Below are 14,778 nucleotides of genomic sequence, written 5' to 3' on the forward strand. Positions count from 1 at the left end.
AGCGGAGCCCCAGGTATATAATATGAGTAAAACCGATGCATCTCCTTATGTTAGGGATACTTTGGAATACAAAGTTGAATGTATCGGAATGGAGATAATAATCAGCAAAGCACCTGGTTTCGATGTTTTGTGTTATAAAAAAGCCCTAAAAATTAGAATTAATATAATTAACAATGAATAAACAAATTAAATGGGTCCTATCACTAGCTATTATCGTTTCAGGATTAGCTAGTTGTACAAATGCTAAAAAGACCGACAACAAAACAATACCTAAACGTCCAAATATTCTTTATATCATGGCCGATGACCATACTGGACAGGCATGGGGTATTTATGGCGGTATTCTTAAAGATTATGTGCACACGCCCAATATCAGCCGGTTGGCGGATGAAGGCTGTGTGTTGGAAAACTGTTTGGTGTCTAATTCTATTTGCACCCCCAGTAGAGCAACTATTTTAACAGGACAATACAGTCATCGTAACGGAGTTAAAACACTGAGCGGTTCACTTTTCCCAAAGCAAAATAACATTGCCAAAGTCCTAACAGCATCTGGTTACCAAACTTCGATTATTGGAAAGTGGCATCTTAAAAAAGAGCCAACCGGTTTCGATTATTACTGTGTTTTGCCAGGACAAGGAAGATATTGGGATCCAATATTAAAAACAAAAGAAAACTGGGGCGATGGACATGAAGGGGGTATCCCTTATGAGGGCTTTAGTACAGATGTAATCGCGGATATGACCATCGACTGGATTGAGCATCGCGACCAGTCCAAACCATTTATGGCCATGTGTCACTTTAAAGCGACGCATGAACCATATGATTATCCCAAACGCTTCAGTCACTTATATTGTAATGAGGAAATACCGGTACCAGACTCATTTTGGGACAGAGGTGCGGAAGAAACAGGTCGCTCTTTCAAAGGTCAGTCTATTGATAATTTAAAAAAACGTTACCTTTTTGCTACAGAACACCCTGATGAGAAAGCAGATTATATGTTTTATCCCGAGCTGCCTTTTTCGGTCGATGGATTAACGCACGAAGAAGCCCGCATGAAGACCTATCAGAAATTTGTAAAAGATTTTATGCGCTGCGGGGCAGCTATCGACGATAACATAGGTAAACTTTTAAAGTATCTGGATGAATCAGGACTGGCAGAAAACACAATCGTTATTTATACAGCGGATCAGGGATACTTTCTGGGAGAACATGGTTGGTTCGATAAACGAATGATTTATGAAGAATCCATTCATATGCCGTTTGTTATTCGATATCCTAAAGAGATTCCGGCAGGAACCCGTAATACAGATATTATTGAAAACGTGGATTTTTCAGCCTTATTTGCAGATTATGCAAAAGCGAAGTATCCTTCGGAAATGCAGGGGCATAGTTTCCGTTCGAACTTACGAGGGAAAACGCCAAAAGATTGGAGAGAATACGGCTATTACCGCTATTGGGAGCACCAGACCAACCGTCCGGGACATTTTGGTATCCGGGGCGAACGCTTTAAGCTGGCTTTTTTCTACGGTCATGGGTTTAAAGATAATGAGTATGAGGAAGGTGCAAATACAGGTAAATACTGGGATTTCTTTGACTTAGAAAAAGATCCGAACGAATTGCATAACGCCTACGATGATCCCGAATATCAGGAAATCATCAAGGAAATGAAGGAGGAAATCTTAAGGCAAAGAATCGCTCTGGGCGATACAGATGCCGAAAACCCTGAGATACTTGATATTATTGCCAGGCATTGGGATGATTAAAAATTTGACATGATTAACATGTTGAAAAAATAATTTTAGGAAATGTGTATTTTTCCAATAATCTAAAGGCCCTTCCCCTTAGCCTAGATGCTAAGGGAACTGACGCACCAAAAGTGCGGGGATGGGGATGTTAAAAAACTGTGAATAAAACTGTTTAATAAAGTGGATCAATGATAAAATGTCATTTTATATTATTTTGTGTGTTTTTAGGGGTAATTTTTGTCAATTGTTCGCCTAAAAAAACAGAGCAGCCAAATATTATTATTATCATGGCCGATGACCTTGGTTACGGTGATTTATCTTGTTACGGAAATAAGTACATTAATACGCCAAATCTGGATAAAATGGCTCATGAAGGAATTCGGTTTACTGACTTCCACTCTAACGGACCGGTTTGCAGCCCCACACGGGCAGCATTGTTAACGGGTAAATATCAGCAACGTGTGGGTATTGACGGTGTGGTAACGGCAAAGCATCACCGACATCATGGTTTGGAAACAAGCGAAAAAACATTTGCAGAAAGTTTTAAAGAGGCCGGGTATGTAACCGGAATGTTTGGGAAATGGCATGTAGGTTACCAAACAAAATTTAATCCTGTTCATCAGGGATTCGATGAATATATAGGTTACGTTTCAGGTAATGTGGATTATCACTCGCATATCGATCAGGAAGGTTATGAGGATTGGTGGTATGACGATACACTAAAGAAAGAATCGGGGTATTCAACCGATTTAATTACAAAACATTCCGTTGATTTTATTAAACGTCATAAAGACAAACCTTTTTTACTGTATATCCCGCACGAGGCTCCACACGGTCCTTTTCAAGGTCGAAACTCAAAAGCAGAAAGGTCTATTGGCTGGAAAAACGATCCGAAATTAAAGGTTAATATACCGCAAGAAGAACTAGACTTGATTTACAAAGAAATGGTAGAGGTGATGGATGAAGGTATTGGCAAAGTTATGAGTACCTTGAAAGACTTAAACCTGCATAAGAACACCTTTGTATTCTTTTGTTCCGATAATGGCGGAATTAAAAAAGTAGGAAGTAATGGACCTCTAAAAGGATATAAGTCAAATCTTTGGGAAGGTGGGCATAGAGTTTCGGCCATGGCATGGTTTCCGGGTAAAATTGCCCCCAACCAGGTAAATGACCAGACTATTTTAACCATGGATCTTTATCCTACCATCGTGGATATGATAGGTGCAGAAATGCCTAAGGAAATTGATGGGATTAGTATTAAAAATCTTTTATTCAAAGGAGAAGATTTGCCACAACGTGAACTATTCTGGGGGTATGTTAAAAGAAGAGCAATGCGCAAGGGTGACTGGAAATTGATGTTGCCAAATAAGGAAGCTGAACCTATGTTGTTTAATCTGAAATCGGATATTGGAGAAACCAACAATGTGGCCAATGAAAATCCGGAATTGGTTAAAGAGATGGTTGAAAAAATAGATTTGTGGGAGAGGGCTATAAAAAACAATATTTACTAACGAAACTGTGATGAGAAAATCCATCGATTATCTGGGTATATTTCTGATATTAGTTTTGGGAGGTTGCACTCATGTTAATGAAACTGGCAAGTCTTCAAAACCTAATGTCATTTTAATCATGACGGATGATCAGGGCTTTGGCGATTTGGGTTATTATGGAAACCCGCATATAAAAACACCTGTTCTGGATAAATTTGCCGGAGAGAGTGCCCGATTCAGCGAATTCCTGGTATCTCCGGTTTGTGCTCCAACACGCGCTTCTTTATTAACGGGGCGTTATTCTTTACGAACAGGAGTACACGATACCTATCAAGGTGGAGCTATCATGGCAACCAGTGAAATAACCCTTGCCGAAGTATTAAAAGATGCAGGATATAAAACGGGTATGATTGGTAAATGGCATTTAGGTGATAACTACCCATTTCGTCCGGAAGACCAGGGGTTTGGCTATACCTTGCGTCATTTGTCGGGTGGAATTGGACAATGGGGAGATTGGCCTAACCATTTAAAATTTAATAAGAGCTATTTTAGTCCTACCTTATGGAGTAACGGTAAAATAGTAGAGCGTGAAGGATATTGTTCCGATGTGTTCACAAATGCCGCTATCGATTTCGTTGAAGAAAATAAGGAAGAACCTTTTTTCCTTTACCTGGCATTTAATGCACCGCATGATCCACTGCAGGTTCCGCAGGAGTATTACAATAGGTATCAAGATATTGATCCGGCATCGGGCTTTGAGAATGATGGCAGACCTTTTCCTGAAATGACAGAACCAATGAAGGAAAAGGCCAGAAAGGTATATGCTATGGTAAGCAATATTGATGATAACCTGGGTAGATTGTTTGCTAAAATTGATCAACTAAATCTAAAAGAAAATACTTTGATGATTTTCATGACCGACAATGGACCCATACCTTATCGATATCTGGCCGGAATGCGAGGTCGTAAATCATCGGTGTACGAAGGCGGGATTCATGTGCCATGTTTTTGGCGATATCCGGCAGCATTTAAAGGAAACAGGGATATTGAGGTAACAGCATCGCATTTCGATATTTTTCCAACTATTGCAGCCTTGTGTGGAGCGAAAATTCCAGATGATAGAAAGATTGACGGTGTAAGTTTATTGCCATTGTTAAAAGAGGAACAAAGCGATTTGCCCGAACGTTCCATTTGTCGCTACTGGACGCGAAGAGAACCTCAACGATATAAAAACATGATGGTTCGCAGGGGGGAACATAAGTTTGTTGGGAATTGTGACCAGTCGTCAGGAATAGAGGAGTTTGAATTGTATAACTTAGCTAACGATCCTTACGAGCAGAACAATATTGTAAACAGCAATACAAAGGTAGCTATACAATTGAAAGAAGAACTGGATACCTGGCTTACAGACATGCAGGCTTCTCCAAACATTGTGCATTCACCACGAATGGTGATTGGAACTGAGTTCGAAAATCCAGTCTATCTTAATTTAAACGATGTGCACTTCACAGCTCACAAGGATGCAGAAAAGGAAGTTGTATATTGGGAAACGGAAATAGCACAAGCCGGCAAATATGAAATTAACCTTTATTTTAAGAAGGTGATTGAAGGTAATGGCGAGGTTCAGCTAAAAATTGGAAAAGAGGAACAAAACTTTTCTTTTGAGCATGTTTTGGATCGAAAGCTTTCGTTGGGTCAGTTTGACCTAGGTAAAGGGGAAGCAGATATTATTCCGGTAGTATTGATAAAAGAAAAGGATAAAATAAAGTACCTCATGCCTTTTTACGTAGAGGTAAAAAAGAGTAAGGAATAAAATCAAAGTTTCAGGCAGCCTTAAATTAGGGTAATAAGGGAGTGCAGTACCAGGCTTGCTTGAACCTGCTGAAGGTAGCAATAATCTTGAAAGAAAAAATGGAGAGCGTCTCCGGCTTTAATAGAATAGAGAGGGTCAATAAACAATGAGGATGTTCCATTATAAAAAAAATAAAGCATCATAGTTTTTCCTTTAGTCTGTTTTTGTGATGAGGAAAATATATCTTTTAGAATTAATTAGTTTGATACTAAATTTGAAAATCATGATAAAAAGTAAGTTAATAATTGCATTTATGTTGGGTTTTGCAGGTGTAATATCCGGCGGTGCAACTGAAAACCAAACTGCTTTTCGTTTGTTCTACAATCAGCCTGCCGATAAATGGACTGATGCCTTGCCCATTGGAAACGGTCGCATGGGAGCCATGATATACGGAGGAGTTGAAAAGGAACATATCCAGTTTAACGAAGAAACCTTATGGACCGGGCAACCTCATGATTATGCCCATAAAGGAGCACATAAATATCTGGCTCAAATAAGACAGTTGCTTTCAGAAGGAAAACAATTGGAAGCTACACATCTGGCTTCGGATGAATTTATGAGTGTGCCACTCAAACAAAAAGCTTATCAACCTTTTGGTGATGTATTTATCGAATTTCCGGGGCACGAAAACTACACAAATTATTCCCGTACTCTGGATATTGAAAAGGCCATTTCAAGCGTTTCGTATAAAGTGGGTAAAACCAACTTTAAGCGAGAAGTATTGGCCAGCTTTCCCGATCAGGTCATTGCCATTCAATTATCGGCTGATAAGAAAAAAGCCCTCGACTTTAAATTATTTTTTGATGCGCTGCATGAGCAGAAATCAGTGAGTATTGCTGAAAATGCAATGATGTTGGAGGTACAAGTAAAAGATGGTGCCCTGAACGGGATCGCCAGCTTGAAAGTAAAAACCAATGGTAAACTGTCGGTTGAAGATGGGAAAATACGGGTAAGTAAAGCCAGATATGCCACCATATATCTTACAGCAGCTACTAATTACATTAATTTCAAGGATGTTAGTGGGATTGCTAAGGATTTGGCAAACTCAGCAATGCAACAAGTAGAGGATAAAAAATTTGAAGATGTAAAAACGGCTCATATTGAAGATTATCAAAAACTGTACAAACGCTTTAATCTCGATTTTGGTGATAACGGTAAATCTAAAATAACCACCGAAAAGAGAATTGAAGCTTTTGCATTAAATCCTGATGATCCTCAACTGCTTGCTTTATATGTTCAGTACGGTCGTTATCTGATGCTAGCGAGCAGCAGGCAGGGAACTCGTCCCGGAACCCTTCAGGGGATCTGGAATGATAACATAAGGCCACCCTGGGAAAGTAAGTATACGGTAAATATCAATACCGAAATGAACTACTGGCCTGTCGAACTGACTAACCTGTCGGAGTGTCATGAGCCTTTATTTACTATGCTTGAAGAGGTAGCTCAATCAGGAAAAATTGTGGCTAAAGAACATTACGATTGTAACGGCTGGGTCCTACATCACAATACAGATATTTGGCGGGGAGCTGCACCTATTAATGCTTCCAATCACGGGATTTGGGTAACAGGAGGGGCGTGGTTATCCACACACATATGGGAGCATTATTTGTTTACGCAGGATAAAGATTTCTTAGAAGAAAAGTACCACCTGATGAAAGGGGCTGCACAATTTTTCACGGAGTTTCTGTATGAAGACCCCAACACAGGTTATTTGATTAGTTCCCCTTCTAACTCGCCTGAAATTGGAGGATTGGTGGCCGGACCAACTATGGATCATCAGATTATAAGAGCATTGTTTGAAATATGTATAGAAGCTTCCGAAATCTTAGGCGTGGATAAAGACTTTTCAAATAAGTTAGCGGCCTTGATTCCGAGAATCGCACCAAATAAAATTGGACAATATGGTCAGTTGCAAGAGTGGTTGGAAGATAAAGATGATCCTAAAATAAAACATAGGCATGTATCTCATTTATGGGCTGTATACCCCGGTAAGGAAATTAATCCGGTTGAAACACCAGAATTCATGAAAGCGGCAAAACAGTCTCTTGAATTCAGGGGCGATGGCGGAACCGGTTGGAGTCTGGCCTGGAAAATTAATTATTGGGCCCGGTTTCTAGATGGGAACAGATCTTATAAAATGATCCATAAACTGTTAAGTCCTGCGGAAAGGCCGGATGGGAAAGTGGGAGGAGGGTCGTATACAAACTTGTTTGATGCACACCCGCCATTTCAGATTGATGGTAATTTCGGAGGAACATCAGGTATTATCGAATTATTGGTTCAAAGTCATTTAGATCATATTGATTTGCTGCCGGCTTTACCGGATGCATTGCAACAGGGTAATATTTCAGGAGTATGCGTACGAGGAGGTTTTGAACTAACTTTTAGCTGGAACGACGGTAAGCTTGAAAAGCTGAATGTGCTGTCTAAAGCAGGAAAAGTCTGCAAGTTAAAATATAAAGACAAGCAAATAGAATTGAATACCGAAATGGGAAAGACGTATTCCTTAAATGGCAGTTTAGAGGCTTTGTAAGTTATAGGAGTAAATATTATAAGGTTTTTTTAAGAAAAAAAATACTAACCACTGAGAATCAAAAAAAACACAGGGAACCACAACGATTTATTTTTATAATCGTTTGCCGTGGGTAGTATTAAAAAATAATTAAGTATGAATATTTTATCAAGGGGTAGCGGAATAATAAAAGGATTATTGTTTTGTATTAGTTTAATGATGATGGGGTGTACACAAACGCCTCAACCACCCAATGTAATCATTTTTTTTACCGATGACCAGGGCTATCAGGATGTGGGATGTTTTGGCTCACCGTTGATCAAAACGCCTAATCTTGATCAAATGGCCGAGGATGGTATGCGTTTTACAGATTTTTATTCCGCATCGTCAGTGTGTTCTCCTTCCAGAGCAGCTTTATTAACAGGTTGTTATCCTCCAAGAGTAGGGGTGCCAAGAGTTCTTTGGCCTTATAGCGAGACTGGACTTGACACCAAAGAGGTAACCATTGCAGATTTGCTTAAACAACGAGGTTATGAAACTGCCTGTATTGGAAAATGGCATTTGGGCGATAAGCCTGAACACTTGCCTGTTTCACAGGGGTTTGATCGATATTTTGGAATTCCCTTTAGCAATGATATGTCGGTCAACCGTAATTTCAAAGTGGCTTCAGATATTGTTTTAAGGGAAGGAATGACCTTGGATAGCCTTCGGGAAGAAAAATGGCGGGGGGGTAAAGTTCCGTTAATGGAAAATGATGAGGTAATTGAATATCCTGTCGATCAAACCTATTTAACCAAACGATATACCGAAGAAGCGATAAAATTTATTCAGGATAAACGTGATAAGCCATTTTTCTTATATCTGGCTCATACCATGCCACACATTCCATTATATCCATCTCCTGATTTTAAAGGGAGAAGTGAAAGAGGATTATATGGTGATGTCATTGAGGAACTGGATTGGAGTATGGGGCAAATCCTAAAATCGCTTGAAGACCTTGGTTTAGATAAAAATACCTTGGTAGTGTTTACCTCAGATAACGGACCCTGGAATTTAAAGAATGGTCACGGAGGAAGCGCGTTGCCTTTGCGGGGATTTAAGTTTCAAACCTACGAAGGAGGTATGCGCGAGCCAATGATCGCGCAATGGAAAGGAAAAATACCGGCTGGTACCGTCTGTTCCGAAATAGCTTCAACCATTGATCTAATGCCAACTATCGCTAATCTAACCGGATCCTCCCTGACGGAAAAATCGCTGGATGGTAAAGATATCTGGCCGCTTTTATCAGGCCAGAAAGGTGCGAAAACGCCCCACGAGGCTTTTTATTTTTATAAGGACACCGTATTGGAGGCTATTCGTAATGCGGAATGGAAGCTAAGGGTTGTAAACGAAAATGTGGAATTGTATAATCTGAAAAATGATATTTCAGAAACGACCAATAGGGCCGATGAGAATCCTGAGGTGGTTCAAAGATTGCAGAAGATGATGGAAGATTACGATAATGATCTGAAGAATAATCTGCATTAATAGAAGAACTTAATCATCTGGAAAAATGTATAACAGCGTCAATAGAATAACCATGATACGGATTTTATTTATAATTTTTTTATGCGTTACTACTTGCTATAATATATGTGCTAATAGAGGAGAGAAATACAAACCTAATATCATTTACATATTAGCAGATGATTTAGGTTATGGAGATGTCTCTTGTTACAACAATGCGTCAAAAATATCTACTCCCAATTTGGATAAACTGGCTTCGGAAGGAGTTATGTTTACAGATGCACATACCAGTTCATCGGTATGTACCCCTACCAGGTATGGTATTTTAACGGGGCGATATAACTGGCGAAGTAAATTAAAACAAGGGGTATTAAGCGGTTATTCAAAGTCGCTTATAAAACAGGACCGTACAACGGTTGCTGATCTTGTTAAAAAAAATGGATATAACACAGCCTTTATTGGCAAATGGCATCTGGGTTGGGATTGGACTTTAAACAACAGTGACTCTATTGACATTGACAAACTGAACGCCCGTCCGGAAGTGGACTTCACCAAACCAGTTAAAAATGGCCCGAATACTCACGGCTTCGACTATAGTTACGGTTTTTGCGGATCTTTAGATATGCCTCCTTATGTATGGGTGGAAAACGATAAGCCAACAATGGTGCCCACCCACATCACCGTAGGAAAGGTTAAACAAGCTACCTGGCGAAAAGGCTTAACATCTGATGATTTTTCGCACGAACAGGCACTTCCCGAAATAACAAAGAGAACAGTTGATTACATTGGCGCTCATGCCAGTCGGGATAATCCATTTTTTATCTATATGCCGCTGCCGGCACCCCATACACCAATTTTACCGACCAAAGAGTTTCAAGGTAAAAGTGGTTTGGATAATCCTTATGGCGATTTTGTTTTAATGGTGGATTGGGTGGTTGGTGAAGTGATGAATGCTATAAACGAAAATGGCATCTCCGAAAATACACTAATTGTTTTTACCAGTGATAATGGCTGTTCTCCGCAAGCTAATTTTAAACAATTGCTTTCAAAAGGACATGACCCAAGTTATGTGTTCAGAGGTTATAAATCCGATATTTTCGAGGGCGGTCATCGTGTGCCTTATATCATGACTTGGAAAGGAAATATCAAACCAGGTAAATCTGAACAACTGGTTTGTACTACCGATTTTTTTGCAACGGTAGCTGATTTACTGGGAGAAAAATATGAGGATAATACCGCCGAGGACAGTTACAGTCATTTAGGAGCTACAGGAATTTCAAGTACAGCTCCACTTCGAAAAAGTATAATTCATCACTCCGTAAGAGGCGATTTTGCTTATCGCAAAGGAGATTGGAAGCTAATATTATGTCCAGGTTCAGGAGGATGGAGTTATCCTAATGTAAGTAGAAATAAAGCTGTAACGGATACCATGCCCAAAGTGCAACTTTACAATCTGAAAGACGATGTTGAAGAAGTAAATAATTTAGAAGCCGAACATCCTGAATTACTTGAAGTATATCGCAATGATTTATTACAAATTATCGAATTCGGCAGAAGCACCAAAGGAAAAATACTAAGCAATGACGGGGTAGAAGAATGGCAGCAATTAGAGAATGTTAAAAAAGACAAGATACGGGAGTAGGTTCTCCTTCTTGCACAGGAGGGCCTGTTCCGCTCAAACGGAAAGTACCTCGACGCAGGAGAGGGGAGGTGGTTTTAGTACCTTTATTAAGTATATTCTTATATGATGGAAAATAAGTATTTATACCACCTCTCGGTTCGTACCTCACCAGACTCCTCTTGTTAAGGAGGAGAACTGATTTACATGACTTAAGAATGATTTGTTGAAATGATAGAAAAAAGAAATATGAAGAATCTTAAAAGAATATTGAAAGGCCTGCTAATTTGCGGATTGATATTAAGCGCACTTACTGCATCAGCTAAGAAGAAACATCCATATCAAACTCCTAAATTACCCTTGGAAGAAAGGGTGGAGGATCTATTGAGCAGGATGACCCTGGAAGAAAAATTCTGGCAAATGTTCATGATTCCGGGTGATTTGAGCGACGATATGAGCAAATACAAAAATGGTTGCTTTGGTTTTCAGGTAGCCAGTAAAGGGAAACAGGGCAATGCCGCCGAGCAGATGATGGATTATGGTTCCTCAGGTACAGCGTTTGAAATGACCCAGAAAATGAACAAGATTCAACGTTTTTTTGTGGAGGACACTCGTTTAGGTATTCCTTTAATCCCTTTTAATGAAGCGTTACATGGTTTAACGCGCGATGGAGCTACGGCCTTTCCGCAGGCCATAGCATTAGCTGCTACCTGGGATACCACTTTGGTGGGCGATGTAGCCAGGGCTATCACACGGGAAACAAAAACACGAGGCATCAGGCAAATCTTATCTCCCGTTTTAAATATCGCACGTGATGTTCGATGGGGAAGGGTTGAAGAAACTTATGGAGAAGATCCTTATTTGACCACGCAAATGGCTATGGCTTTTATCAGCCAGTTCGAAAACCAAGGAGTAATAACTACGCCAAAACACTTCGTGGCCAATGTGGGAGCAGGAGGACGCGACAGTTATCCCATTAGTTTTAGCGAACGCTTGTTGGAGGAGATTTATTTCCCGGCCTTTAAATCGGTATTTCAAAAAGCAGGGGCAAGATCTGTGATGACTGCTTATAATTCGGTTGATGGCAGTCCATGTACGGCCAGTGAGTGGCTACTGCGTGATAAGCTTAAGAAAGAATGGGGTTTCAAGGGATTTGTAATCTCGGATGCAGGAGCAACAGGTGGATCTAATGTATTGCACTTTACCGCAAAAAACAATGCGGAATCAACTAAAGAAGCAGTGGAGGCCGGGTTAGATGTGATGTTTCAAACCAACTACGATCACTATCCATTGTTTTATAAAGCCTTTAAAGAGGGAATAATTAACGAAGAAGCAATTGATGAAGCAGTAAGTAGAATCCTTAAGGCGAAGTTTGAATTGGGTCTGTTCGAAAACCCTTATGTAGATCCTGAAAAGGCAGCTCATTGGAACGGACACCAAACACACTGGGAATTGGCACGTAAATCAGCTGCCAAATCGATGGTGTTATTGCAAAACAACAATCAAGTTCTTCCCTTAAAAAAGTCAAACATTAATAAGATTGCTCTTATAGGCTATGATGTTAAAGCGGGCCGTTTGGGTGGTTACAGTGGACCGGGCAACAATATTGTGAACATCTATGATGGTGTAAAAAATGTAATAAGTGAGGATAATATTCATTATGCAAGCGGTGTTCCACTCAATAGCAGAACATATCAAGTGGTTCCTTCCGGGTTTTTATCCACAGTAAAAAATGGCGACAAAGTCAACGGATTGACAGGAGAATATTTCAATAACATAAAATTGGAAGGTGAACCTCAAGTAAGTCGTAACGACAAGAAAATTCAATTTGGCTGGACGCTGTTCTCTCCCCATAAGGACTTGGCCTATGATTGGTATTCAGTGCGTTGGACAGGAAAGATCAAGGGGCCTGAAACAGGTGCTTTCAAAGTTGGTATTGAAGGCAACGATGGATACCGTTTATATATTGATGGTAAGTTGTTGATTGATAACTGGAAAAAACGATCGTACCAAACCATTCTTAAAGATTTTTATTTTGAGGAAGGTACAGAGTATGATATAAAAATAGAGTTTTTTGAGTCGGCCGGAAATGCCAGGTTTAAGCTAGTGTGGGATGCCAATGTAGTGCAGGAGTGGGAACAACAAATTGCCGGCGCAGTTGAAGCTGCACAGAAAAGCGATGTGGCTGTCGTTGTTGCCGGTATTCACGAAGGAGAATTTCAGGATCGTGCCCTATTGGCGTTACCGGGTCATCAGGAGGATATGATCAAAGCAGTAGCTGCAACAGGAAAACCTACCGTTGTTGTTCTGGTTGGTGGAAGTGCCATAACCATGAGTAACTGGATGAATCAGGTAGATGGCATCATCATGGCCTGGTATCCGGGTGAAAATGGAGGTAATGGTTTAGCAGACGTCTTATTTGGCGAAGAAAATCCCGCTGGTAGGTTACCGATAACTTTTCCTGTGGATGAAGCGCAGTGCCCGTTGTATTACAACAATAAACCAACAGGTAGGGGTGATAACTACCATAACCTGACTGGGCAGCCATTGTTCCCATTTGGTTATGGCTTAAGCTATACGTCATTTGAATATTCTGATCTAGGTTTTAGTAAAAACGGTATCCACACCAATGAATCAGTTACCATAACCTGCAATGTAAAAAACACGGGTAAAGTAAAAGGAGATGAAGTGATTCAACTTTATATTCGCGATGAATTGGCTTCGGTTTCACGACCTATTAAAGAACTAAAAGGCTTTAAAAGAGTTACATTAGATGCCGGACAGCAAAAGCAATTATCATTTACACTGACTCCCGATGACCTTTCAATGTTAAATATTGATATGGAAAGAGTTGTTGAACCGGGAGACTTTAGAATTATGATTGGGGCTTCTTCTAAAGACATTAGATTAAGAGGTATACTGAACGTAAAATAATTGATTCATCATGATTAGAAGAACTGTATTAATTATATTTCTGGTTATTTGCGCACAAATCGTTAAATCTCAGAATCCAATATTGAATAAAAGCGATCCAGGTTTCTTGTATGCAGCTGATCCTGCAGCAGAAGTATTTAACGGGAAGGTATATGTGTATTGTTCACACGATCAGGATACGGCTGTAAATTTCAGCACGATGCAAGACTATCTGGTGTTGGAATCGGCAGATATGGTCAACTGGAAAAACCATGGTGTGGTTTTAAAACCTCGTGAATATGCCTGGGCACAAGGACAGATGAATGCACCGGATGTGGCCTATAAAGATGGCTGGTATTATTTTTATTTTCCATACGATAAAACACACATTGGTGTAGCAAAGAGTAGAACACCTGTAGGTCCTTGGGAAGAAGCAGTATGTGATAAAATCACCACCATTTTTGATCCAACCGTAATAGTGGATGAAGATGGACAAGCCTATATTTATGGCAATGACCATAAAGTAAATATAGGCGATAAAGGAGCACATATAATGGGAGCAAAACTCAAAGATAATATGGTTGAGCTGGATGGACCATGGGTTCGTTTAAGTAAAGAAACAGTTAGTGAAGCTGTGCACGTATTTAAACGCAATGGCATTTATTATTTTCATGCCAGGGTTGGTAAAGTAACCAAATATTGGATGGCAGATGAACCTTTACCTCAATATGCGACTTTAAAGGGGGTATTGGCGCCGGATGCTCCCCAGGCCCCTAATCATGCATCTGTTATTGAATGTAATGGCAAGTGGTATTTCTTCTATCATAGGGGAGATGTAAACCAAGGTTCTTTTCATAAACGATCAGCCTGTTTTGAAGAAATGTATTTTAATGAAGATGCTACCATCCAAACCATAAAGTATATATTAAATAGGTAATATTTGTACTGAAATAGATCTACGTAATAACAAAAACAACATTCACACTTTAAAAATAAATTAGTGAATGTTGTTTTTTTTCGTGAGTTTAGTCGAAGTTGTGGATATTATATTATGTAAGCGCGGATTGTTCGAGTCTCTGTTTAACCCGGATTAGGCATTAGAACTTCGTCGTGAACATTGAAAATGCAATAAAACAAGGCTT

The 14,778-nt window shown here is 39.8% G+C and carries 8 protein-coding genes; all 8 read left to right on the forward strand.

Annotated features, from left to right (window positions below):
* Nucleotides 1-173 precede the first annotated feature (173 nt).
* The 8 genes from ACT29I_RS05425 to ACT29I_RS05460 all read left to right on the forward strand — a co-directional run bounded on the left by ACT29I_RS05425 (nt 174) and on the right by ACT29I_RS05460 (nt 14,573).
* Complete coding sequence (locus tag ACT29I_RS05425) at nt 174-1,763, forward strand: sulfatase family protein (RefSeq protein WP_444792863.1); 1,590 nt, start codon at nt 174-176, stop codon at nt 1,761-1,763.
* A 170-nt stretch (nt 1,764-1,933) separates the two neighbouring features.
* On the forward strand, nt 1,934-3,256 hold the full coding sequence (locus ACT29I_RS05430; RefSeq protein ID WP_444792864.1) for a sulfatase: 1,323 nt from the start codon (nt 1,934-1,936) through the stop codon (nt 3,254-3,256).
* A gap of 10 nt (nt 3,257-3,266) precedes the next feature.
* The gene (locus tag ACT29I_RS05435; protein ID WP_430933484.1) at nt 3,267-5,048 is read left to right on the forward strand and encodes an arylsulfatase; all 1,782 of its coding nucleotides are present in this window, start codon (nt 3,267-3,269) and stop codon (nt 5,046-5,048) included.
* Between the two features lie 262 nt (nt 5,049-5,310).
* Complete coding sequence (locus ACT29I_RS05440; RefSeq protein WP_444792865.1) at nt 5,311-7,620, forward strand: glycoside hydrolase family 95 protein; 2,310 nt, start codon at nt 5,311-5,313, stop codon at nt 7,618-7,620.
* 135 nt (nt 7,621-7,755) lie between these two features.
* Nucleotides 7,756-9,126, forward strand: coding sequence for a sulfatase family protein (locus ACT29I_RS05445; RefSeq protein ID WP_430933482.1), 1,371 nt, complete (start codon nt 7,756-7,758; stop codon nt 9,124-9,126).
* A gap of 52 nt (nt 9,127-9,178) precedes the next feature.
* Nucleotides 9,179-10,747 carry a sulfatase family protein gene (locus ACT29I_RS05450; RefSeq protein ID WP_430933481.1) on the forward strand — a complete coding sequence of 523 codons (1,569 nt, stop codon included), beginning with the start codon at nt 9,179-9,181 and terminating at the stop codon, nt 10,745-10,747.
* A 225-nt stretch (nt 10,748-10,972) separates the two neighbouring features.
* Nucleotides 10,973-13,657, forward strand: a complete 2,685-nt coding sequence (locus ACT29I_RS05455) for a glycoside hydrolase family 3 N-terminal domain-containing protein (RefSeq protein WP_444792866.1) — start codon at nt 10,973-10,975, stop codon at nt 13,655-13,657.
* A 10-nt stretch (nt 13,658-13,667) separates the two neighbouring features.
* The gene (locus ACT29I_RS05460; protein ID WP_444792867.1) at nt 13,668-14,573 is read left to right on the forward strand and encodes a family 43 glycosylhydrolase; all 906 of its coding nucleotides are present in this window, start codon (nt 13,668-13,670) and stop codon (nt 14,571-14,573) included.
* The last annotated feature ends 205 nt before the right edge of the window (nt 14,574-14,778 follow it).

The sequence above is a fragment of the Saccharicrinis sp. GN24d3 genome (genome assembly GCF_052400645.1).
Taxonomy (GTDB): domain Bacteria; phylum Bacteroidota; class Bacteroidia; order Bacteroidales; family Marinilabiliaceae; genus Saccharicrinis.